The sequence below is a fragment of the Streptomyces sp. NPDC041108 genome, assembly GCF_055592645.1.
The window spans coordinates 33,186-54,081 of the sequence record NZ_JBVIYK010000026.1; the positions used below are offsets into that span (position 1 = coordinate 33,186).

Genomic DNA, 20,896 nt, shown 5'->3' on the forward strand with positions numbered 1-20,896 from the left:
CTTCCGCGTCACCGAAGGGTGAGCCCGTAGGTCAGCCGGAGATGGTGGCGGAAGGCGGAGTCCACCGGCGGGTGCGGGGCACCGTGTCGGCGATGCCGTAGTCCTTTTTGAGCTGTTCGGGGATGGCGTAGTGCATGACGCGTCCGCGGGTGAGAGAGGACAGTTCGAGGACGGTGGTGAGGTGTCCGAGGCGGTCCAGGGCCCAGGCGCCGAGGGGGGAGCGGTCCTCGATGGTCTCCAGCACGCCGAGAAGGTGCGGTACGGCCTTGACGACGGTGTCCCATGATGTGCGGGGCACCTGGAGCCAATCGGCGCACGTGTCGCCGACGAGGTGGCGGACGAGGGCGGAGACGATCGGGTCGAAGAAGGTGCCGGGTACGACTTCCTCGTACAGGTCGATGAGCTGCCGGGTCAGGAGCGTGCCCTCCTCGGAAGGGCCCATGTGCCGGATCATGTACCGGTCGAGGAACTGGCGGGCTTCGTCGAGGCTTTTGGGGACGGCGTCCTGGTCGACGCCGAGCATGGCACCGACGACCCGCCAGGCGTAGAAGTACGCCTCGGCACCCTCGGTGGACATGTGGATGCCGAGGCGGTGCAGGGAGTCCAGCACCAGCAGGGAGAAGAACATCTGGCCGCCGATCATGTCCTCCTGACAGATCGGCACTCCCAGAGTCTGGGTGTCCCAGCGGTCCTCACGTGCGAGGTGGTGGCGGATGGAGGCGTGCAGGAGGCGGACCTTCTGAGCGGCGGGGATGAAGCGGCTTCCGGCCTCGAAGGCGTCGGGCTGCATGAGGTAGACGGTGAACTGGCCGGTCTCCGCCATCCGTTTGGAGGGGTACTTCAGCCCATGCGTGGCCGACAGGAGCTTCGCCACGTGCGGGACGACGTAACAGGCAGGCATGGAGGCGAAGGAGAGGGCGGTGGAAATGTGCACGTTGTTGTCGATGAAGAACAGCCGGGCCTTCTCCATCTCCTCCCAGTCCACCCAGGCCGGCGGGGTACGGGTGGACTCCAGGTACTCGCGGGCGACATCGGGCAGCCCGTCCGGCAGGGGAGCGCCCGCGGTGGAGACGTAGCGCATCAGGGTGTTGAACTTGCCCACCTCCCCTCGATCGAAGAGCGCGGAGACGGTGGCATCGGCGAGTCCGTCACCGGCTTGGCGCAGGGCGTCCATCGATGCCTCGGTGCAGTTCATGGCTGGGGTCCTTGTCTTCCACGGGGTGGGCCACGACAGGCGGAGAGTGCCGACAGGGGGACGGCACGAGCTTGCGCCGTCTGTGTGTGAGGGTCAGGACGGACGGATGGCAGCCGAGTGCGCCAGCGAGGTCAGGGCAGCGGCGGCGTGCGCCGGTACGTCCAGCTCGTGGAGAGCGCCGAGGGCTTCCTCGACCCGAGCGGTGATCATGTCCTCGACGCGGTCGGGTGCCCTCAGACGACGCATCACCTCGCGTACCTCCTCCAGGCCGTGCCCGTCCGGGTCGCGTCGGCCCAGGAGGGCGCGGAGCTGCGCCCGGTCGTCGTCACCGGCGATGCGCCAGGTCTCTGCCAGCAGGGCGGTGGGCCGGTGGCCGCGTACGTCGTCGGCGTTGGCCTTTCCGGTGCGTACCGGGTCTCCGAACAGGCCGAGGAGGTCGTCTCGCAGCTGGAACGCCTCGCCCAGCGGGAGTCCGTAGGCGGAGTAGCCCTCGCGCAGCCGCCCGTCCGCCCCCGCGAGGGCGCCGCCGATCAGCAGGGGCTGTTCGACGGTGTACTTGGCGGTCTTGTACCGGATCACCTTCAGTGACGCCGTGGTGTCCGGCTCGGCTCCGGTACGCAGGATCTCCAGGCACTCTCCCGCGATCAACTCCCGGGCCAGCACCGACCACAACGGGCGGGCCCGCGCAAGATATGCGGCGGGCAGACCACTGGTGGCGAACAGTTGCCCGGCCAAACCCATCAGCAGATCCCCCACCAGCATCGCCAGCGACCTGGCAGCGGCGACGGAACGCGGGCGTCGGCGTACGACACCGCGCAGAGCGATGTGCGCGGTGGGCCTGCCGTGCCGCAACGCGCTGTCGTCGATGAGGTCGTCGTGCACGACCGCGGCGGCGTGCACCAGTTCCATGGAGGCCGCCGCCCGTACCAGCGTGTCGCTGTCAGGCTGCCCCGCCGCGCGCCAGCCCCAGTAACAGAACGCCGCCCGCAGCCGCTTGCCGTCCGCCACCGCAGCCTCGAGCTGTTCGGCCACCGGGCCCAGGGCCGGGTCGATCGCCGCGAACTGATCGGCCTCCCGGGCGACGAAGGGGTGCACCACCTCGTCGACCCGGGTCTTGAACGCGGCCGGCTCCCATCGGTCAGACGCCACCGGCAGCCTTCCGGGCCAGGGCGTGCCTGGCGAGGATCTCCAGGTGGGCCGGTGGCGCGACCGCGTACCGGTCCAGCACCAGGCGCCCGCGCGCCATCAGATCATGCTCGGCCTCCTGAGCCAGGTCCGCGGCGTCCGCGCGGCGCAGCAGCCCCCGCACCGCCCCCAGGGCCGAACCCACCGTGCTCACCGTCAGATCGGCCAGCCCGGCCACCAGCAGCACCGCCCGTTCGTCCAGGCCCCCGTGTCGTTCTGCTTCCTGCGTCATACCACTCCCCACCCACAACGCTCCGGGCGGCGCCGGTCATGCGCCGTTGGTCCCAGCATCGCTACATACCTGACACGGGAGAGGCGGAAGTCACGATCGAGTGATCACCTCGCTTGACCGTACGGATAGCGCCCGGTCCAGGCCGTACCGGGAAATTCCTCGGTCCGCTCGATCTCCACGCCAGAGCGCTCTGCGGACCCGGGGGGAAAGTGCTTCCGATCGGGACGTGTACGAGAGGACAACCGGCGTGGTGCGCAGCCAACTACCGCTGATCAACGGAAGTTCATCAAGCCGTGCGTGCCGGCGGCGTCCCGGCTCCCGCCCTTGTCGCGTCGGTGCCCCAGCTGGCCAGCAGTCGTAGTGCCTCCGCCGACGGGGAGTTGGGTTCGGCGTGGTACGTCACCAGCATCCGTTCGTGGGCGTCGGCCTGGTGGAACGACTCGAGGCGGAGGTCGAGTTCGCCGACGAGCGGGTGGCGCAGGCGCTGGATGCCGTGGCACTTCTCCTTGACGTCGTGGGTGGCCCACAGCCGCCGGAACTCCTCGCTCTTCACGGAGAGTTCGCCCACCAGAGCGGACAGCCGGGGGTCGTCCGGATGGGAGCCGGCATCCAGGCGCAGCTGAGAGACGACGTCGATCGCTTTGAGCTCCCAGTCCACGAACAGGTCGCGGTACTCGGGCCTCAGGAACACCAGCCGCGCCCAGTTCCGCTCCCGCGCCGGCAGCTCGGCCCAGTCGCCGAAGACCGCCGCGGCCATCCGGTTCCAGGCGAGGATGTCCGAGCGCCGCCCCACGAGGATGGCCGGGACGCCGTCCATGGTGTCCAGCAGCGTCCGCAGGGCGCCCCGCACCTGCTGGGCGTGGACGGCCGGCTTCTTCTTCTGTTTCGGCTTCGCCAGGTGCGTGAGGTGGGCGTGCTCGGCGTCGCTCAGCCGCAGCGCGCGGGCGACGGCGTCGAGGACCTCCGCCGACACGTGCCGCCCGTTGCCTTGTTCCAGCCGCGTGTAATAGGCCACCGACACTCCGGCCAGCTGCGCCAGCTCCTCGCGGCGCAGCCCCGGCACCCGCCGGTACCGTCCGAAGCTCCGCAGCCCCACGTCCTCCGGCTTCAGCCGGGCCCGCCGGGTGCGCAGGAACTCGCTGAGCTCGGTACGCGGGTCCAGAGCGCCGGAGGCGGGCCCGTGCACCGGTTCGGGGGATTCGTCCATGCCTTGAGTATCCCCGGTCGGACGCACACCAGCCTGACCCAGCCAGTGGTAGGCATCGCGGGCATACGCGAAGCCTTGACCTGGGTGAATACCGGATCGTCCAGCACGCTGGGGACCGTGCCCGGCTGGAAGGCAGCCGGGGCGTGGCTTGCATCAAGAACGGAGCACACCCCATGACCGCAACACAGGGGACCGAGTCGAGGACGCGCCAGAGCGAAACGGCCGCGGAGGTGGTCGGCCGCCTTCGTGCGACGTTCAGCACCGGCGTCACCCGCGGACTGGACTGGCGCGTCAACCAACTGCAGCGGCTGCGGGCACTGCTGGTCGAGAACGAGCAGGAGCTGATCGAAGCGCTCTGGGCGGATCTGAGGAAGAACGCCGCCGAGGCGAAGACGCAGGAGATCGACTTCACCGTCGCCGACATCGACGAGACGCTGGCGAGTCTCGAGAGCTGGCTTCAGCCTCGCCCGGTGGAGGTTCCCGCCCACTTCGGTCCCACGACAACGGCATACACCACATACGACCCGCTCGGGGTAGTCCTGGTGATCGCTCCGTGGAATTTCCCGCTGCACCTTCTCATCGACCCCATCATCGGCGCACTGGCCGCCGGGAACACCGTGGTGGCCAAGCCGAGCGAGATCTCGGTGCACACATCGGCGGTCGCTTCGCGCCTCTTGCGTGAGTACTTCGACGACGACGTGCTCACCGTGGTCGAGGGGGGAGCCGAGGAGACCACGGCCCTCCTGGCACAGCGTTTCGACCATATCTTCTACACCGGCAACGGCACGGTCGGCCGGGTCGTCATGGCCGCAGCCGCCAAGAACCTCACCCCGGTCACGCTCGAACTCGGGGGCAAGTCACCGGTCTTCGTGGCGCCCGACGCCGACGTGGACGAGACCGCCAAGCGGCTGGTCGGCGCCAAGTTCGGCAACGCGGGCCAGCAGTGCATAGCCCCCGACTACGTACTGGCCGATCCTGCCACCGTCGCCGCACTGGTCCCCGCCCTCCGCGCGGCGGTCGACGCCCGGTTCGGCTCCACCCCGCAGACCGCGGCCGACTTCGGCCGGATCATCGACGAGCGGCACTTCGACCGGCTCACCCGTCTGCTGGACTCCGGCAGGGCGGCGGTGGGAGGCCGGCACGACCGCGACGACCTGTTCATCGCACCGACCGTGCTCACCGATGTCGACCCCGCATCGCCGGTCATGCAGGAGGAGATCTTCGGTCCGATCCTCGCCGTCGTCGAAGTCGAAGACCTCGATGCCGCCATCGCCTTCATCAACGAACGCGACAAGCCACTCGCTCTCTACGCCTTCACCACGTCCGAGGCCACCAAGGCGCGCCTCGTGAACGAGACGTCCTCCGGCGGCGTCGCCTGGGGCCAGCCGGTGATGCAACTGCTCATGCCCGGCCTGCCTTTCGGTGGCGTCGGCGAAAGCGGCATGGGCCGGTACCACGGCCGGTACTCCCTCGAGACGTTCAGCCACCTCAAGGCCGTCGCGGACGTCCCGCTCAGCTAGCGTCGCGCTTTCGTGAAGCAGGCTGTCCGATTGGCGCGCCCCTTCGCGGGGCGCGCCGAGGGAGTCGGTCGCGGCGCGGGGTGCAGACACCGATTCGTACCGACTCCGGCGGCGGCACCCATGACTTCGTCACCCGGCGGGCTGCTGATCGTGTGCAAGGAACGAACGGCCTGTACTCCGGCGGGCAGTTGCGCTTGACCGACGCCGACGCCGACGCCGACGCCGACGGCATGCGGCTCTCACCGCGGTCGCCGCCAACTCCACCCACACCCCGATCGCGGTCCTGGAACCGCGTCACCGTCAGCGGGCCCGCGCCTGCCCGAGGACCGAATCCGCGCCTCCGCCGGGACAGCATGGTCCCCCTGCGTCGCAGACATTCATCCCGTTTCCCTCCGTATTGCAGAAAGAGAAACCCATGCCTGTCAACATTTCAGAAGTTTCGCCTGTTCCATCACTTTTCTCCCCCGTCTCTCTCGGGAAGATCGAGCTCGCCAACCGCATCGTCATGGCACCGATGACCCGGGTCCGGGCCGGTTCCTCCGGCATTCCCGGGGATCTGATGGTCGAGTACTACCGGCAGCGGGCGAGCGTCGGGCTGATCATCGCCGAGGGCACCTACCCCGACCACGCGTCGCAGGGGTATGTCGGTGAGCCGGGCATCGCCACCGACGAGCAGGCGGCCGGCTGGCAGCGGGTGTTCGAGGCGGTGCACGCCGAGGGCGGCCGCATCGTCCTGCAGATCATGCACGCCGGCCGCCAAACCCACCCCGGCATCAACGGCGGCCGCCGCATCCTCGCCCCCAGCGCGATCGCCAGGACCGGCGAGACGTTCACCGAGCAGGGCGAGCAGCCCTACCCCGTACCGGAAGCGATGACCACCGCAGGGGTCCGTGCAGCCCTGGAGGACTTCGCCACCGCGGCCCGCCGGGCCATCGAGGCGGGAGCGGACGGCGTGGAAATCCACGGCGCCAACGGCTACCTGCTCCACCAGTTCCTCTCCCCGGCGGCCAACCAGCGCACCGATGAATACGGCGGCTCGCCGCACAACCGCGCCCGCTTCGTCGTCGAGGTCGTCACGGCGGTCGCCCAGGCCGTCGGTGCCGAGCGGGTCGGGCTGCGGATCTCGCCGGAGGTCGACTTCGGGGACGTCTTCGAGACCGACCGGGACGACGTCCTGGCCACCTACGGCACCCTGCTCGACCAACTGCGCCCGCTGGGCCTGGCCTACCTCTCCGTACTGCACACCGAGCCGGGGGGTGACCTGGTACAGGAGCTGCGGCGGCGCTTCGACGGCAAGCTGCTCGTCAACAACGGCCCCCTCGGCGGGGGGCAGACCACCCGCGAGCGGGCGCTCCAGCAGATCGAGGCCGGCCACGCCGACGCCGTGGCCGTGGGCCGGGCCCTCATCGCCAACCCCGACCTGGTCCAGCGCTGGCAGGGTGGCCACCCGGAGAACGAGCCGCGGCCGGAACTGTTCTACGGGCTGGACGCCGAGGGCTACACCGACTACCCCTTCCTCGAAACGGCTTGAGGCCCACGGTCACGCCTGTCCATGCGGCAGCCCCACCCACCCATGGACAGGCGCCCGACCGGCGACACCGTGCCCGCCCCTGTGAGCCCGCGGTCACACCGGCGATCAGCGGCCCGAGGGCCGTCGGGTCCGGCGGTCACGGTCCGCAGGTTCCTGGTCAGCAGCCTGCGTTCGGTGACCTCGTCAAGCACATCGCTCTCGTGCGCGGCTACCGGGGCGGCCTTCGGCCACAGCTGACGCCTATGACCCTTCTCCGGCGGCGGCCCATCCACCAGGTCCGCCTTCCATACAGGGATGCGCTTCCCCCATCTGCTCAAGATGCCGACGGTGGCGGCAAGGCCTCAACGGTGTGGCCACGCTCAAGGCGTGGTGCACGCTTGTGACAGCCAGGCTGCTTCGACCGCTTCCATGCAACCAGCTCAGCCGGTCCCGCCTTCCTTCTGCGGGCCACCCGGCACCGCGTCGGCGGCGCCGGGCGGACCGGGAGTGATCGTGTGCCCGCTCAGCGGACGAGTCCGGCTGTGCTCGTGTAGAAGGCGCGCACCAACGCTTCGGGGATCTCAGGACGCACGACGAGCAGGACGAGGACGCCCGCCGCCGGCATCGGGCCGAGGAACTCCGGAAACCCGCCCCTCTGGACGGCGTCACGGCCCGGCACGTCGGCCCGTGACGCGAGAAGGGCGTCGGGCTCCTTGTGTCGCGCACGGTGTGTCATGCCTCCAGCCTGGAATCCCCGCCTCCGTGCGCCCATCCGGCAACCGTCGGGTCCGCTCCCGCCGAGTGGCTGAAGAAGATCCTCGTCGAGTCGCACCGGTTCGCACCGGACAGGTCGGAACAAGACTCCTCCGGTCGGCGGGGCGTTACCCGCCGACCGGCGGGGCCGTAACCGAAGCCTGCCGGATGGCTCCCCGCCCGGCGGCGACGCGAGAGTCTCCACATGCCACAGATTCCAACGACACCGCAGGGCACGTCAGCTCCGCAGGAGAACTCGCCTCCGCCGCCCCGAACCTCCCCCGAGTCCGCCGTGTCGGCCTCGCCCGGTCCCTCGATGGGACGCCTTGTCGGGGTGGACCTGGCCCGCGCGCTTGCGGTGTTCGGCATGTACATCGTGCACATCGGCCCCCCGCTGTCCGCCACCACCGGTGTCGGCAGCTGGATCCGGTACCTGGCGGACGGCCACTCCTCGGTCCTGTTCGCCACCCTCGCCGGGTTCTCACTGATGCTGCTCGCCGGCCGCCGCGAGCCCAAGACCGGCCTGGCCGGCCGGCAGGCGAAGGCCAGGATCGCGATCCGCGCGGTGGTCCTGCTGGCGCTGGGCACCGCAATGGCGATGGAGTACGGGGGAGTGATCATCCTCGGCTTCTACGGGGTCTACTTCCTCCTCGCCCTGCCCCTGGTGCGCCTGAGCGCCAAGACGCTCGCGATCATCGCGGCCGCCTTGGCCCTCGTCACACCGCAGCTGGCGTTCGCCCTGACCTCGCTGCTGACTCCGTCGGTCCAGGAGAGCATCAACACCTACGACCCGCTCCGCCGCCTCAGCGAGGTGGGAGTGCTCGACCTGCTGCTCACCGGCTTCTACCCGGCGCTCACCTGGATGTCGTTCGTGATCGCAGGTATGGCGCTGGGCCGCCTCGACCTGTCCTCCAGCACTGCCCAGAGGCGCCTGGCCGCAGTCGGTGCCGCCCTCACCGTGGCCGCGTACGGCATGTCCTTGCTGCTCGCCGGCAAGAACGCGCTGAGGAGCACGGCGGAAGACGGGTCGTCGTCCGGTGGCTCCGGGTCGATGCCCCCCGGCAGCGGGTCGGTGCTCCCCGAGGGCGGGTCGTTCCCCGATATGCCGGCGTCGTGGCTCCTGACGGCCGGGCCGCACAGCGGGACCACGTTCGACATCATCGGCAGCGTGGGCGTCGCGATCCTCGTGGTCGTGGGCGCGACGGTGCTGATGGACCGCCTGCCGCGACTGCGCCGCCTGGCGAAGCCGGTCATCGCCGTGGGCACCATGTCCCTGACCGCCTACGTCGGCCACTTCCTCGCCCAGTCCGCGCTGTCCACGCCCGCCGGGACCGGCACCCAGCAATCATGGGTGCCGCTGCTCATGTACGTCCTCGGGGCGATCGTGTTCGCCACGGTCTGGTCCCGCCTCTTCCGCCGCGGCCCCCTGGAGTACCTGCTCAACGCCGCCACCAAGCCGGCGAAGCACATCCGATGACACCCGGCCGGGTGGGACGCCTCCCCGCCCCACCCGGCCTGGACCGCTCACGGATCCAGCAAGCGCACAGTCCCTGCAGGCTTCCACCCGTAAGCCCTGTTCGTCGCCGAAGGGTGCACCGAGGACCCGCCAATCCCTGTGCACGCTGGCTCAGCCCACCACCCGAACCAGCGACAGCGCGGAGTTCCTTCAGTCACGAACGCACCCAGCCGTCCTGGACGGGGTGGTGCTTGACTCCACCAGCAGATGGGGACTCAGCACGTCTTCCATCGTCGGCGAGTAGACGAACCCCACCCGCTCCGAAGCGTCGCCAGGGACCCGGAACACGATCGTCATCATCCGTCATCCTTGCCGCACGGCGTCCGCGACGGGAGCCGCGCCGCCTTCTAGGTCTTCGGCCTACCTCGATGCCGAGAGCGTGTGCGCCGCCGGGGATGTTGTGACGCCTCACCAGGAGGTGCGTCGTCCCGCATGCTGGAGGGTGGCGGCGGTCAGTCAGGCGTTCCCGCGCCGATGACCACGGCGTCGGCCGTCGGGCTCACTGCTCGGCGGCCTCTCGGGCGATCTTCTCGAACTGGGCGCCCATGGCCTCGGACAGCGCGTGGGCGGCCGACAGCGGGCGCACCATCACCGTGAAGTCGTCGATCTTGCCGTCCTCGTCGAAGTGCAGGAAGTCGCAGCCCTGGAGTTTCTTTCCGGCGACGCTCGCAGTGAAGACGAACGCGTGGTCACGGCCGTCGGGGTTCGCGATCTCCCGGACGTAGGTGAAGTGCTCGAAGACCTGTGTCACTGCGCGCAGGATCGCGGTGGTGATCGCCTTGCCCGGGTACGGCTTGAAGGCGATCGGGCTGGTGAAGACGACGTCGTCGGCCAGAAGGGCGGCCACGGCGTCCAGGTCACCGTTCTCGACGGCCTTGCGGAAGGAATGCATGATCGACCTCAATACTCAACAAGTTGCATATATGTAGAGGAGGGTAGAGGCGGCTCCGGTGCTTGTCGAGGGTGCGGCGCTTCGGGAGTGCTCATCATCGAACAGTCGCTGGGCCGTACCTTGCTCCCATGGCATTGCGGAACGCGGTGATGGCCGCGTTGCTGGGGGCGAGGCGTCCGGTTAGGACCTCGCAGAAGGCTTCGACGCGACGGTCGCGAACTTCTGGAGGGCGACGCCTCAGCAGTTCTATCGGGTGCTGGAGCGTATGGAGGCCGAGGGGCTGGTCACGGCCCGCCTCGTCGAGCAGCGGCGTCGCCCCAACGAACGGCTGTTCTCCCTGACGGAGGCTGGGCCGGAGGCGCTGCGCGCATACACGGCCGAGCCGCCGGGTCGGCCCGCGGTCATCAGGGACGAGCTGCTGGTCAAGGTGCAGTGCGCGGACGCCGGCGACGTCGAGGCGGTGCGCCTGCGCGGGATGTCGTTCGAGCGGGAGGACCTCCAGTGGGGCGACATGGCGTTGCGCAGGATCGACCGGCGCGCCAAGACTGTCATTCAAAAAATTGACTATAGTGGAGGCTCTTCCGGTGATCGCAGTAAGGAGCCAGCCGCTCATGTCAGGCACTGAGACCCGCTATCTGCGCTTCGTGGCCCTGGGTGACAGTCACACCGAAGGGGTCGGCGACGGCGACGATGTGACAGGTCTGCGGGGGTGGGCCGACCGGCTCGCCGAGCACCTGGCTCGGCACAGCCCGCAGCTTCGGTACGCCAATCTCGCAGTACGGGGCCGTCTGGCCGGGCAGGTCCACGCGGAGCAGTTGCCCGCGGCGCTTGCGCTGCGGCCGGACTTCGCGACGGTCGTGGCCGGAGTCAACGACATGCTGCGCCCCCGCTTCGATCCGGATGAGGTGGCCGCGCATCTGGAGGCGATGTTCGCCGCGCTCACCGGCCAGGGGGCGCGCGTGGCGACGCTCACCTTTCCCGACATCGCGCGCGTCACTCCACTGGCCCGTCCGCTCCAGCCGCGTCTTGAGGCGCTGAACCACCGTGTTCGCGCGGCGGCGCACCGGCATGGTGTCGTCGTCGCCGACGTCACCCTGTATCCGGTGGCCACGGATCCACGCCTGTGGAGTCAGGACCGTCTCCACTCGAGCCCACTCGGCCACCAGCGGATCGCGGCGGCGCTCGCCCACTCGCTCAACGTGCCAGACACCGACGACTCCTGGACGCACCCGTTGCCCGTCCTGCCTGTTGGTCGGGCACGATTCTTGCGTGCCGCGTCAGCCGAGGTGCGCTGGGTCGCCGGATTCCTGGGTCCGTGGATCGGTAGGCGCGCGCGTGGGCGTTCCTCCGGAGACGGTCGCGTGGCCAAACGCCCGGACCTCCTGTCCGTCGGCAGCTCCGGCCAACACTTCGGCCGTGCCCTCCAGCGTGGACAAGAGCCCTCCATCGACCTGGCAGACGCCTCGGAGTAGCGAGATCCGCTTGTCCGAGCATGAGTAGCGGTCCGTGCCGGCCGGCAGCCGTCACTCGCCGCGGGCTCCCTCCTTGCCGCGCAGGAGGAGCTGGCGGCGGTTCTGGCAGGTCATGACCTGCCAGAAAACGGGTTCGACGATGGCCTTGCGACGGCTGTAGGCGGCCTTGCCGGGCTTGGTCCGCAGCTTGCGGGCCATGCGCTCCTTGAGGGTGGCGCTGGCGGGGATGCGTCCGCGTGGTGCGGGCGGGACCTGCTCGTCGTGGGTGAGTCGGCCGGTGGCCATGAACGTGTCGGTTCCGCAGGCCAGTTGGCGCTCTCGCGCGGCCTCAAGGTTGGCCTCGGAGCAATACCCGGCGTCGGCCAGGGCCTGTTTGGGGTGGGTACCGGTGTTGGCGGCAGACTGGTCGAGCATCGCGGTGTAGTTCAGCGCGTCGGAGGCATTGCAGGTCACGTCGGCGGCGGCAATGACCTGGTGCTGCTCATCGACGACGGCTTGGGCGTTATATGCCTGGTTGTAGGCGCCGTCGCTATTCTTCATGATCCGCGACTCGGGGCCGGTGAAGCTGGCCTGGGCTTTCGGCTCCGGCCGCGACTTCGCGGCGGCCCTCCCGCCAGCGTCAACGACGGCCTGCTCGTCGCCGGTGCCGACGCGCTGCCCGGCGGCGGCGTTCGCTGTCCTCAGCCTGCCGGCGGGCCTTGCCGACGGCCTCGGCCTCGATCTGGGCACGTGCGGCCTGCAGCCTGGCGAGGCGCTTCTCTCGACGGTCCAGCTCGACGGGCAGGTCTGTGTCCTTGCCATAGGTGCCGAACTGCTCATCCTCGGCGGTGTCGGTCGCCTCGGCGTCGGCCAGCAGTGCTCGGGCCCTGGTCTCCAGGGCGGCGATCCCGGCCTCGATGCGCTCTTCCTTGCCGATCAGTCGGCCGTAGCTCATGGCCTTGTGCTTGGAGGCGTTGGCTTTGAGCTTCGTGCCGTCCAGGGCGACGCGGCCCACCTTGACCATGCCAAGTTTCTGCGCGAGGTGCAGCGACTGGAGGAACAGGTCGGCGAGGGCGTTCGGGTGGCGGCGGCGGAACCGGGCGACCGAGCGGAAGTTCCGGGGCCTGGTCAGCGGCCAAGAACCGGAAGGCGACATCGTCGAGGCACTTGCCCTCGATCGCCGGGAGGAACGCACGCCGGTGGTGCAGCCGTAGATGAGCAGACGGACCATCAAACGAGGGTCGATAGGGCGGGAGCCCGCGCTTCTCGGTGTAGTCCGCCGGGACGGGCGACAGATCGAGCGCATCATCGACCAGTTCCGCGACGAACCGGGCCAGGTGGTCCTCGGGCAGCCAGTCGTCCAGTGACGGCGGTAGCAGCAACACCTGGTGCGGGTCGAACACCCTGAATCGCTTGCTCACCGCCGCTGGACGAGCCTGCGACCGCTTCTTCTCGACCGGATCGGCCTTAAATGATCACCAGACCCACGAGAGGTTGTCGCGTCCTAACCCACGCTCATAGCCTGACGGCATGTTGGGTATCGGACACTTCTGGGCTTTCCTCGCCGTGGTCGCTGTGCTGATCGCTGTTCCGGGGCCGAGCGTGGTGTTCGTGGTCGGGCGCGGGGTGGCGCTCGGGCGTCGGGCGGCGCTGGCCACGGCGGTGGGCAACAACGGCGGGGTGCTGATCCAGGCCGTGTTGGTGGCCTTCGGGCTGGGAGCCGTGGTCACGCGGTCGATCGTGGTCTTCTCCGTGCTGAAGTTCGCAGGCGCGCTGTATCTGGTCTACCTCGGCGTCCAGACGTGGCGACATCGCGGGGAGCTGGCCGTCACGGACGCGCAGCAGCGGCCACCCACGAACGTGTGGCGCATCGTCCGGCAGGGTTTCGTTGTCGGAGTGAGTAATCCGAAGGGCTTCCTGATCTTCTCGGCTGTGCTGCCCCAGTTCGTCAACCGCTCGGCAGGGCACGTGACGCTGCAACTCCTGCTCCTCGGCATCGTCTGCGCCGCTGTCGCTCTGGTCTCGGACTCGGCCTGGGGGTTCCTCGCCGGGACGGCGCGTAACTGGTTCCGTGGGTCGCCCCGTCGCCTGTCCGCGATTGGTGCAGTGTCCGGGACCGTGATGGTCGGCCTCGGCGTCCGTCTGGCTCTCACCGGGAACGACGTGTGACAACGCAGATACTCGAAACGTTGCGCGGATCGCTGGTTACTGAGACACGCTCCTAGCCCGCCGCGCCGGCACCACCGCGCTCACGGCCCGCCGACGGCTCGAAGCCCTCCTGGACAGCCAGGTGCTGCGCCTGGCCACCGAGCTCGACCTCGCACTGTTTGGCGCGCAGACCGAGGCACTGCTGTGCATCTCGGTGCGGCCAGGTGCACTGCAGGAGGCCGCGCGGCCCCTGAGCGCCCATCCGCACGTCCGGTTCTGCGCCGCCATCAGCGGGTTCGCCAACCTGGTCGTTGCCGTCGTCGCCGCGAACCTCGACGCCCTGTACACCTTCCTCACCGGCGCCGTCGGCCCCTTGGAAGCGGTCACCGCCATCGACGCCACCCTGCTGCTGGCGACCGTCAAACGCACGGGCCTGATACGACACTGACGAAAGTAACGGCGGCCACGCATACGGCGTGGGTGTGAATTCACCGCCCGATCGGCCACTTCCAGCTGGGGATCCACGTCAGAGACCTCGCAGCGGGCCGTTGGCGCTGGTCAACGGACAACAACAAACCCTGTCCATAACTTTGGTTCCGCAGCCCACCCGGTGGGCAGGCAGGGCAGGGCTTTCCACGGCCACGGTGAGCATCGGCTCGGGCAAGGACCAGCTCATGCGGTGATGCCTTCCACGCCGACCACCGTTCTTGGCTCCAGTGGCCAACTGCCATAGCGGAGCCGGACAGGATCTGCTGTCCGGCTCCGCGGCAGGATCAGGCGATCAGGTTGTGCAGACCTGCCGTGCAGGCGCCAGCGGCGGACGCCGGCGGCGTAGGCGGACAGCGTGTACAGGGGGCCGCCGTTCCAGGCATGGTTGTGGGTACCACCCGACTTGTCCCAGATCTCCCACAGTGTGTAGCAGGTGGTAGGCGACGTTCCCGCAGCCGCGCGACCAGGCACCTTTCCTCGTCTGGCTCGGCTGACTCATCCGCGCATGAACCAACGGCGGTGTGGACGATCCATGATTCCCCAGCCCGTGGGACGCCTTGATCGGGCGTCCCGACGTTGGCCGTTCGCCCCTTATGAGGTGGATCTTGCTCCGCGCCTGCCGGCGCCGACCTGGCGGCCGTCCGGACTGGCGGACGGGGCGACGTCAGGCGGGGGCGCTGAGCGGGGGGTGCTCGAGTACGCGGGGCTTGTACTCGACCAGCTGGATGCGGCCGTCGAAGGTGCAGTGGTCGATCATCTCGAGGGCGACGTCCGGATAGCCGTCGTAGATGCGTTCCTCTCCCGTGGCCCCGGTGATCACCGGGAACATCACGACCCGGAAGCGGTCGACGAGTCCGGCTCGGAGCAGCGACCGGCACAGGCTGAGGCTGCCGATCGTGCTGAGGAGCCCCGGGCCGCTCGACTTCATGGACCGGACCGCCTCGACGGCGTCGTCGCGGACGAGCGTGGAGTTGGCCCACGTCAGTGGCTCCTCGAGTGAGGAGGAGAACACCACCTTGGACGCTCGCGTGAGCTCGTCGACGGACGCCTCTTCCTCGGGCCTGAACTCGTCCTGGCCCTTCGGGACCTCGCCTGCGGCGAAGCCCGACATCAGGCGGTAGGTGTTCGCTCCCATCAGGTAGGTGGCCTCGGGCTGCTCGCCGAGCCATGCGAGGTACTCCGGGCCCTCGAGACCCCAGAACCCGGGCCATCCCTCTCCCGACGCGTAGCCGTCGAGGGAAGTGATGAAGTCGACGAGAAGCTCCGACATGGCGGTGTCCTTTCCTGGGATGTCACCAGCTTGGACCGGCCGGGAGCCGCAAACTCATCGGCCGCGCAGGGGAGTAACGGAAAAACCCACGACGATCACCGCACCGGCAGGGAACCGCGACCGCGAACGTGGGTGAAGCAGATGAAGCTGATCACGACAATCGGCCCGTCCCCGGCATTCGAACTGCCGGGGACGGGATCACCGATGCCACCAGCGTCCCGCTCGCGGTCACTCTGACCGGCGGCAACCGCACCGACCGTCATCCAGCTCATCCCACTGCTTCAGGCAGTACCGCCCGTGCGCGGCACCTGAGCGTGAAGCCGACCTTCGCCCGCCGCGGCACCGAGCGCGGCTCCAGCCACGGAACCCAACGCTGGCTCGTGGAGCGCGCGTTCACCCACCTGCACCGGTTCCCCCGCCTGCGGCTCCACTGGGAGATACGGGACGGCATCCACGCGGGTCAGTGCCGGGCGAACTGAACCTGCGTCGCTTGTAGGACATTCGGCAGCACCGCGAGTCCGCTGACGGTCAGCTGTTCCCCGTAGATGTCGGTGATTCTGATCGCTTTCCCACAGCCGCTGCCGTCGGCGGAGACGAAGTAGTTGAAGCTGGTGCGGGGCAGCTGCCGCCAGCCGCCCCCGGTGCTCACTTCCAGCCGCGCGACCGGGTTGCGGTGACCGATCACCTGGATGCCGCACCAGTAGACGCTGGAGCCGGTCTTGTACCTGATGGACATCGTGCCGACGGAGCTGGGGCTCACCAGGCTCCAGGTGATGGGGAGCCTGCCGACCTTGAGGTCGGCGAGCTTGGCGAAGGCCTGCTGGCTGAGGTCGATCTGCCCGGGTGCGCAGGGCAGAGGGCATTCGTTGGTGATCCGTACCGTGATCGACTTGCCGTTGGCCGCGCGGACGAGAACGTACGCGCCGCAGGCCCGGGAGGTCTCGTAGTCGGTGGTGTTCATCGCCGCGATCATCATGTCCGGGCTCGGACCGAACAGACAGGCCCCGTCCCCGACACCGGCCTCGTAGGCGGTGGCGACGCCCTGATACGAGGTGTTGGGCCGGATCCGCCCTGCCGACGGGGGCGTGGTGGACGTGCGTGAGGACTTCGGGGCGCCCTTGGACGACTTCGGCGCCTTGGGGGGTGTCTTGGTCTTCGGGCTGGTGGAGCCGCTTGCACTCGGGCTTGATGATGGGCTCGGCGTCGCGCTGGGAGATGCCGAGCCGGCAGTGCGGGCGGCTTTCGGTTGTGTGCTGACGAGGGGCGTGGCCGCGGCCGGTCCTGCATCGACCTTGTGGCCGGGGAGCAACGCCGTGACCAGGTAGGCGAGAACGCTCGCGGTGGCAAGCGCCACCGTGGCGCCCAGTACGAGTCTGCGTCTGCGCCTGCGCTGCCGCGCGACCTGCCTCGTTGTCATGATTACCTGTCCGTTCAGGATTGTGCCGATGGTGCACTGGTCAGTGCCCGCCCACGGCGAAAAGGTTGCCGCCGACTTTGCGTGGCCCAGGGGCGTCTGCCAGGCGCAGGACGGGCCCTGAAATCTGGGAGCCTCCCAAGACCCGACGGTCACTTCCGGTGCAAGGAGCCGGCGTTTCTCAGGCCGACTCGCGGACGACCAGCGCGGTACGGAGGATGACGTGGCGGTAGGCCACTGACGGCTCCTCGATGCCCTCCAGGAGCAGCCGGATCATGGTCCGGCCCATCTCCTCCAGCGGTTGACGAACCGTGGTGAGCTGCCGCTTCGTGCGCTGGGCCAGTGGGAAGTCGTCGAAGCTGATCACGGCGCCGTCGTGTGGCACGCGCCGTCCTGCCGCGTGCAACGCCTGCAGAGCCCCCGCGGCCGTGGTGTCCGACGCGGCGAGAACTGTTGCCCGGCGTTGAAAATGCCGACGAAGGCGGCGTTCACGATGCCGATGAACTCTGACGGCGACGCCCCACCGTTGGGTGCTCCGGTGGGGCGGTCGTCGGCAAGGTGTCGTTTTCTTCGGCGAGGTGCCGATGGTTCAGAACCTGTATCCAATACTCAAGATCATGCCGTCATCCGCCGGATGTCGTCGGTGATGCCCTTCAGCGGCGCCGTGTTGCCGATGGAGGCGAACCAGTCCCACAGCTCCAGCGCGTGATAGAGACGGTAGAGGCTGACCCGCTCGCTCCAGTCGGCGGGCAGTGTGCCGTAGCCGTGGCAGAGCGCTTCGCGTTTGTCCTGGTCCTCGTGGACGCAGTAGTAGTCGGTCTTGGCCAGGTCCATCAGTGGATCCGCGGCGATCGCGTTCTCCACGTCGATGAAGCCGCTGACCTGCCATCCGCCGCCGTCCTCAGCGACCAGGACGTTGCCCTCGTGGAAGTCGTTGTGACACAGCACGGCATGCCGGCACGCGCCGAGCAACTCGGCCTGCCGAGCGACCTTCGCTTCGATGGCCGTCGCGAGCGCCGCATCGCCCCCGTGATCGGCGTACTCCCTGAGCTTCTTGAGGAACTGCCGTGTCATATAGGCGGTGTTTGTCGGTTCGGGATCCAGAACCTGAGTGGTGAGGTATCCGTAGGCGTCCTGCGGGATCTGGTGGACTGCAGCCATGCAACCCCCAATCTGGCGGTAAATCTCCCGCAGCGGTGCCCTGTCGAGGGCGTGGCTGACGGCAGACAACGGCTGCCCCCTGAGCATCGTCATCACCGTGTAGCAGCGGCCGAGCGCGTTGTCAGCGTCCCCATGGTGCAACACGGCAGGCACCGGCCCGACACCGTGCTGCTGAAGCAGGTGGTAGACGTAGATCTCCTTCTCCTGTTTCCACCGCCATCGATCGTCATAGATCTTGATGACGACCGGCTCGGCCGCCCCGACGAACCGGATCTCGAAGATCGTGCTCAGCTCCCCGCCAGTGCGCAGAACGATCTCCCCGACGGACTCGGTGGGAAGGATGGGATGCAGGAGTTCCTCGGCCATCGCCGGCGGCAGCGCTGTTGTAGCGGACACGCTGAAACCGTAGATGAGTCAGGGCGGACGTCGCGAGCGAAATCTTTCAGCAGCAGGCTTTCAGTCGCCGACCACCTCATTCACGGCGGCCCGAGAGGCTGCCTCGTCGACAACAAGGTTCTTGCCGGTGGCGAAAGCGGCGACAAGGGCCTGCAGGGCGAGGTTGTTGACCGCCCACGGGTAGCGGCGCGAGGTTGTGTGGATCAGCGTGAGGGCGTCCTCGGTGAACAACTGGTCCGGACGCCCGGCGATCTTCAGGTGGTGGGCGACGTAGCTGGTCGTCTCGGTGGAGGTCATGCCCGGCATCGTGTAGCGCAGGGCGGTCCGCTGCTCCAGCGCGGCCAGGACGGCGAGTTTCATCGTGCGTCTGAGGGTGGGCTGGCCGACTGGCAGGCAGGACAGCGGGGAGTCCTGGTCCATGCCCTGGTTGGTCAGCATGCGGACGGTTTCCAGTTGTTCGTAGGAGAGCAGGTGGGCCTCGTCCAGGACTGGGACGAGGGTGCGTCCGCGCTCCTCTCGCTCGGACAGCAGAGCCTTGGCCGTCTGGACGGCGAGGCGGGAGCCGAGGTGGGAGGGGGTCTGGCCGAAGGCGCCCCACGATCTCCTCGTGGATGCCGCGGACTCCGATCAGCGGGTTCGGGATGTAGATGACGGTGTGCTTCGACGGGTCGAGGGCGTCCAGGCAGGTGCGGACCGAGACGGTTTTGCCGGCGCCGTCCTCGCCGGTGACCACGCCGATCGACCGTTCGGCGATGCACCAGGAGATGCGGGCGACGGCCTGGTTGTGGGAGTCGTGCCGGTGCAGCATGCCCGGCGCGAGGTTGCGTCCGAAGGGCATGCGCTCGAACCCGTAGTGGGCCTGCAGTTCCTCAATCACGCTGACTCTCCGGGAAGTTCGCAGGTGAGGGCTGGTCGGGTGGGGCCTGGAGATGTTCGGTGAACAGCTCCAGCGAGACGGTGATCCAGTCGACGGCGGTGTCGAAGCCGAAGTGCTCGGCCAGCGCCTGGTCGGCGTGGGCGTCGCAGACCTCGAAGAGGCCGTGCAGCTCGGCTAGGGGCGGTCCAGTCGCCGCTGGTGGAGGGCCTGGCCATGGGCTCAGCCCTGGTCGGTGAGGCCGAAGCTCTCGGCGGGCGGCTCGGCCAGTGCCGCGTAGTTGATCTTTGTGCCGAGGTGGTTGGAGTGTGCGTTGTCGACCAGGCCGAGGTAGTCGATGCCGGTGGTCACTTTGGGTTCCTCGGCGGGGATCTCGGGCCTGGCCTTGGGGTGGGAGTGCCGGTTCGATCTGGAACGGGGTGGCGGTGCCCGTGTCCTTCCCGTCGAGGCGGACCCGCAGGAAGGTCAGGTCGAAGGGGTCGAAGTCCAGTTCGACCTTGTGGCCGACCAGGTCGGGTTCGACCTGGTAGCGGTTGCCGTGCAGCGAGACGGTCGCGGTCTTGGCAACCCGGCGGTGCTCGGACCAGCGGAAGGCTTCGGCCAGGTCCGCCGGCCGCGGGACGGGGAAGGGGGCCCGCGGCCATCCACCGCTGAAGCGGTTCCTGCCTGGTCTCACTGTGGACGCGGCGGTGGTAGATGTTCTCGACCCAGGCGGTGAACAGACGGTTCATCTCCGCAAGGTCCTTGATCTCCCTGCCGGCCTCGCCCTTGTCGGAGGCGATCTCGACGGTGAACTCGCCGTTCACGGTGCGGAAAAACCTCTCGATCTTCCCACGTCCCTCGGGGCGCCCGGGGGCGGAGTGCACCAGCTTGATGCCGAGTTTCGCGCAGGCCCTCGGCAGGCACGAGTCCACGAACGCGGAGCCATTGTCGACGTAGATGTACTGCGGGACACCACGAGCGGCGAGCGCGGGACGCAGGGCGGCGGCCAGGCGGACGGTGTCCTCCGCGAAGCCCCAGCGGTGCCCGACCACCGCCCGTGAATGATCGTCCAGGAAGGCGAACAAGTACGTCTTGCGGCCATCGATCCGCGGCCCGTGCAGCGCGTCGCCAACCCAGAGCTCGTTGGGCCGGTCGGCCTCGAACCGGCCGAAAGCATCGGCGGGCTTGGCCGTCCTGAGCGCGACCGGGCCGGTGCGGTGGAACATCCGCTGCAGCGTGCGCTCGTCCGACGCTCAGCCGAGCTGAGCCCGCAGAATCCTTCTGACCTGCGCGGCCGTGGGGTCCGGGTTCTCCTTCTTCAGGGGCATCGCCAGCTCGACCACCTCGGGCGGGGTGCGGGGATGGGACTGGCGCGGGGAGGGCACGAGCGCGTCGAAGCCGTCCTGGCGCCACTCCAGGATCCACCGGTCCAGCGTCCACCGGGTGATCCGCACCGGCCGTCCGTCGGCGTCGATGTGCTCCTGCTGGGCAAGCTTGCGCACCAGAGCACCGCGCTGCCGGCCGGGCAGGCTCGGGTCGGCGGCCTCAAGGATGAGCATGTAGCCGAACAGGCCGATCCGCCGGGCTCTCTCCGTCAGGGCTGCCTCGTCGTCGTCTCTCTTGGGCACGTCCACCTTCCTCACCGTCTCGTCACGGGCATGGGCCCGCCGAGGCTGTCAGGAACAACCCGTCAAAGATCAG

19 protein-coding genes and 3 pseudogenes are annotated in these 20,896 nt (G+C 68.8%); 9 read left to right on the forward strand and 13 right to left on the reverse strand.

The features are described 5' to 3' along the window. Positions 1-31 precede the first annotated feature (31 nt). The 4 genes from ACZ6BB_RS39125 to ACZ6BB_RS39140 all read right to left on the reverse strand — a co-directional run bounded on the left by ACZ6BB_RS39125 (position 32) and on the right by ACZ6BB_RS39140 (position 3,819). A complete protein-coding gene (locus ACZ6BB_RS39125; protein WP_471619862.1) occupies positions 32-1,195 on the reverse strand; it encodes an oxygenase MpaB family protein in 1,164 nt (387 codons plus the stop codon). 93 nt (positions 1,196-1,288) lie between these two features. After that, entirely contained in the window at positions 1,289-2,344 is a 1,056-nt protein-coding gene (locus ACZ6BB_RS39130; RefSeq protein ID WP_471619863.1) for a polyprenyl synthetase family protein, read from the reverse strand. Further along, on the reverse strand, positions 2,334-2,612 hold the full coding sequence (locus tag ACZ6BB_RS39135; RefSeq protein ID WP_471619864.1) for a polyprenyl synthetase: 279 nt from the start codon (positions 2,610-2,612) through the stop codon (positions 2,334-2,336). Before ACZ6BB_RS39135 ends, ACZ6BB_RS39130 begins: the two co-directional genes overlap by 11 nt. A gap of 286 nt (positions 2,613-2,898) precedes the next feature. Beyond that, complete coding sequence (locus tag ACZ6BB_RS39140; protein WP_471619865.1) at positions 2,899-3,819, reverse strand: helix-turn-helix domain-containing protein; 921 nt, start codon at positions 3,817-3,819, stop codon at positions 2,899-2,901. Positions 3,820-3,992: 173 nt separating this feature from the next. Between ACZ6BB_RS39140 and ACZ6BB_RS39145 the strand changes: the two genes are divergently transcribed. Beyond that, positions 3,993-5,339, forward strand: a complete 1,347-nt coding sequence (locus ACZ6BB_RS39145; RefSeq protein ID WP_471619866.1) for an aldehyde dehydrogenase family protein — start codon at positions 3,993-3,995, stop codon at positions 5,337-5,339. A 415-nt stretch (positions 5,340-5,754) separates the two neighbouring features. Beyond that, complete coding sequence (locus tag ACZ6BB_RS39150) at positions 5,755-6,870, forward strand: alkene reductase (RefSeq protein WP_471619867.1); 1,116 nt, start codon at positions 5,755-5,757, stop codon at positions 6,868-6,870. Between the two features lie 502 nt (positions 6,871-7,372). Here the strand turns inward: ACZ6BB_RS39150 and ACZ6BB_RS39155 are convergent. Further along, positions 7,373-7,585, reverse strand: coding sequence for a hypothetical protein (locus ACZ6BB_RS39155; protein ID WP_471619868.1), 213 nt, complete (start codon positions 7,583-7,585; stop codon positions 7,373-7,375). Positions 7,586-7,918: 333 nt separating this feature from the next. Between ACZ6BB_RS39155 and ACZ6BB_RS39160 the strand changes: the two genes are divergently transcribed. Beyond that, the gene (locus ACZ6BB_RS39160; RefSeq protein WP_471619869.1) at positions 7,919-9,079 is read left to right on the forward strand and encodes a DUF418 domain-containing protein; all 1,161 of its coding nucleotides are present in this window, start codon (positions 7,919-7,921) and stop codon (positions 9,077-9,079) included. Positions 9,080-9,617: 538 nt separating this feature from the next. Here the strand turns inward: ACZ6BB_RS39160 and ACZ6BB_RS39165 are convergent. Then, complete coding sequence (locus ACZ6BB_RS39165; RefSeq protein WP_471619870.1) at positions 9,618-10,010, reverse strand: nuclear transport factor 2 family protein; 393 nt, start codon at positions 10,008-10,010, stop codon at positions 9,618-9,620. A 250-nt stretch (positions 10,011-10,260) separates the two neighbouring features. On the opposite strand from ACZ6BB_RS39165, the pseudogene ACZ6BB_RS39170 reads away from it, so the two are divergent. Further along, a pseudogene (locus ACZ6BB_RS39170) lies at positions 10,261-10,635 on the forward strand (PadR family transcriptional regulator); the annotation flags it as partial. Next, a complete protein-coding gene (locus ACZ6BB_RS39175; protein WP_471619871.1) occupies positions 10,622-11,482 on the forward strand; it encodes an SGNH/GDSL hydrolase family protein in 861 nt (286 codons plus the stop codon). The pseudogene ACZ6BB_RS39170 and the gene ACZ6BB_RS39175, both read left to right, overlap by 14 nt. Before the next feature lie 54 nt (positions 11,483-11,536). Here ACZ6BB_RS39175 and ACZ6BB_RS39180 read toward each other — a convergent pair. Next, a pseudogene (locus ACZ6BB_RS39180) lies at positions 11,537-12,882 on the reverse strand (IS1182 family transposase); the annotation flags it as partial. A 109-nt stretch (positions 12,883-12,991) separates the two neighbouring features. Between ACZ6BB_RS39180 and ACZ6BB_RS39185 the strand changes: the two are divergent. Together ACZ6BB_RS39185 and ACZ6BB_RS39190 are read left to right on the forward strand one after the other, a co-directional pair. Next, positions 12,992-13,630, forward strand: coding sequence for a LysE family translocator (locus ACZ6BB_RS39185; protein ID WP_471619872.1), 639 nt, complete (start codon positions 12,992-12,994; stop codon positions 13,628-13,630). Positions 13,631-13,751: 121 nt separating this feature from the next. Continuing rightward, positions 13,752-14,057: an Lrp/AsnC ligand binding domain-containing protein gene (locus ACZ6BB_RS39190; RefSeq protein WP_471619873.1), complete on the forward strand. Its 306-nt coding sequence runs from the start codon at positions 13,752-13,754 to the stop codon at positions 14,055-14,057. Between the two features lie 705 nt (positions 14,058-14,762). Here the strand turns inward: ACZ6BB_RS39190 and ACZ6BB_RS39195 are convergent. After that, entirely contained in the window at positions 14,763-15,368 is a 606-nt protein-coding gene (locus tag ACZ6BB_RS39195; RefSeq protein ID WP_471619874.1) for a dihydrofolate reductase family protein, read from the reverse strand. 314 nt (positions 15,369-15,682) lie between these two features. Here ACZ6BB_RS39195 and ACZ6BB_RS39200 point away from each other — a divergent pair, with 314 nt between their 5' ends. Further along, positions 15,683-15,847, forward strand: a complete 165-nt coding sequence (locus tag ACZ6BB_RS39200; RefSeq protein ID WP_471619875.1) for a hypothetical protein — start codon at positions 15,683-15,685, stop codon at positions 15,845-15,847. On the opposite strand, the gene ACZ6BB_RS39205 is transcribed toward ACZ6BB_RS39200, so the two are convergent. The 4 genes from ACZ6BB_RS39205 to ACZ6BB_RS39220 all read right to left on the reverse strand — a co-directional run bounded on the left by ACZ6BB_RS39205 (position 15,829) and on the right by ACZ6BB_RS39220 (position 18,777). Continuing rightward, a complete protein-coding gene (locus ACZ6BB_RS39205; RefSeq protein ID WP_471619876.1) occupies positions 15,829-16,785 on the reverse strand; it encodes an expansin EXLX1 family cellulose-binding protein in 957 nt (318 codons plus the stop codon). The two genes, ACZ6BB_RS39200 and ACZ6BB_RS39205, sit on opposite strands and share 19 nt — an antisense overlap. Before the next feature lie 178 nt (positions 16,786-16,963). Further along, positions 16,964-17,368, reverse strand: coding sequence for a substrate-binding domain-containing protein (locus tag ACZ6BB_RS39210; protein ID WP_471619890.1), 405 nt, complete (start codon positions 17,366-17,368; stop codon positions 16,964-16,966). 29 nt (positions 17,369-17,397) lie between these two features. Beyond that, positions 17,398-18,339 (reverse strand): phosphotransferase family protein, encoded by a 942-nt coding sequence (locus ACZ6BB_RS39215; protein WP_471619877.1) that lies wholly within the window; start codon positions 18,337-18,339, stop codon positions 17,398-17,400. Positions 18,340-18,399: 60 nt separating this feature from the next. Beyond that, the gene (locus ACZ6BB_RS39220; protein WP_471619878.1) at positions 18,400-18,777 is read right to left on the reverse strand and encodes a hypothetical protein; all 378 of its coding nucleotides are present in this window, start codon (positions 18,775-18,777) and stop codon (positions 18,400-18,402) included. Between the two features lie 491 nt (positions 18,778-19,268). On the opposite strand from ACZ6BB_RS39220, the gene ACZ6BB_RS39225 reads away from it, so the two are divergent. After that, a complete protein-coding gene (locus ACZ6BB_RS39225; protein ID WP_471619879.1) occupies positions 19,269-19,394 on the forward strand; it encodes a hypothetical protein in 126 nt (41 codons plus the stop codon). Positions 19,395-19,435: 41 nt separating this feature from the next. Here ACZ6BB_RS39225 and ACZ6BB_RS39230 read toward each other — a convergent pair. Beyond that, positions 19,436-20,823, reverse strand: a pseudogene (locus ACZ6BB_RS39230) (DDE-type integrase/transposase/recombinase). Positions 20,824-20,896: the final 73 nt, after the last annotated feature.

Excerpts from the sequence above, each read along its gene's own strand:
- ACZ6BB_RS39125 (WP_471619862.1), bottom strand. The coding sequence starts at position 1,195 with ATGAACTGCACCGAGGCATCGATGGACGCCCTGCGCCAAGCCGGTGAC.
- ACZ6BB_RS39135 (WP_471619864.1), bottom strand. The coding sequence starts at position 2,612 with ATGACGCAGGAAGCAGAACGACACGGGGGCCTGGACGAACGGGCGGTG.
- ACZ6BB_RS39140 (WP_471619865.1), bottom strand. The coding sequence starts at position 3,819 with ATGGACGAATCCCCCGAACCGGTGCACGGGCCCGCCTCCGGCGCTCTG.
- ACZ6BB_RS39145 (WP_471619866.1), top strand. The coding sequence starts at position 3,993 with ATGACCGCAACACAGGGGACCGAGTCGAGGACGCGCCAGAGCGAAACG.
- ACZ6BB_RS39150 (WP_471619867.1), top strand. The coding sequence starts at position 5,755 with ATGCCTGTCAACATTTCAGAAGTTTCGCCTGTTCCATCACTTTTCTCC.
- ACZ6BB_RS39155 (WP_471619868.1), bottom strand. The coding sequence starts at position 7,585 with ATGACACACCGTGCGCGACACAAGGAGCCCGACGCCCTTCTCGCGTCA.
- ACZ6BB_RS39160 (WP_471619869.1), top strand. The coding sequence starts at position 7,919 with ATGGGACGCCTTGTCGGGGTGGACCTGGCCCGCGCGCTTGCGGTGTTC.
- ACZ6BB_RS39165 (WP_471619870.1), bottom strand. The coding sequence starts at position 10,010 with ATGCATTCCTTCCGCAAGGCCGTCGAGAACGGTGACCTGGACGCCGTG.
- ACZ6BB_RS39175 (WP_471619871.1), top strand. The coding sequence starts at position 10,622 with ATGTCAGGCACTGAGACCCGCTATCTGCGCTTCGTGGCCCTGGGTGAC.
- ACZ6BB_RS39185 (WP_471619872.1), top strand. The coding sequence starts at position 12,992 with ATGTTGGGTATCGGACACTTCTGGGCTTTCCTCGCCGTGGTCGCTGTG.
- ACZ6BB_RS39195 (WP_471619874.1), bottom strand. The coding sequence starts at position 15,368 with ATGTCGGAGCTTCTCGTCGACTTCATCACTTCCCTCGACGGCTACGCG.
- ACZ6BB_RS39205 (WP_471619876.1), bottom strand. The coding sequence starts at position 16,785 with ATGACAACGAGGCAGGTCGCGCGGCAGCGCAGGCGCAGACGCAGACTC.
- ACZ6BB_RS39220 (WP_471619878.1), bottom strand. The coding sequence starts at position 18,777 with ATGCTGACCAACCAGGGCATGGACCAGGACTCCCCGCTGTCCTGCCTG.
- ACZ6BB_RS39225 (WP_471619879.1), top strand. The coding sequence starts at position 19,269 with ATGTTCGGTGAACAGCTCCAGCGAGACGGTGATCCAGTCGACGGCGGT.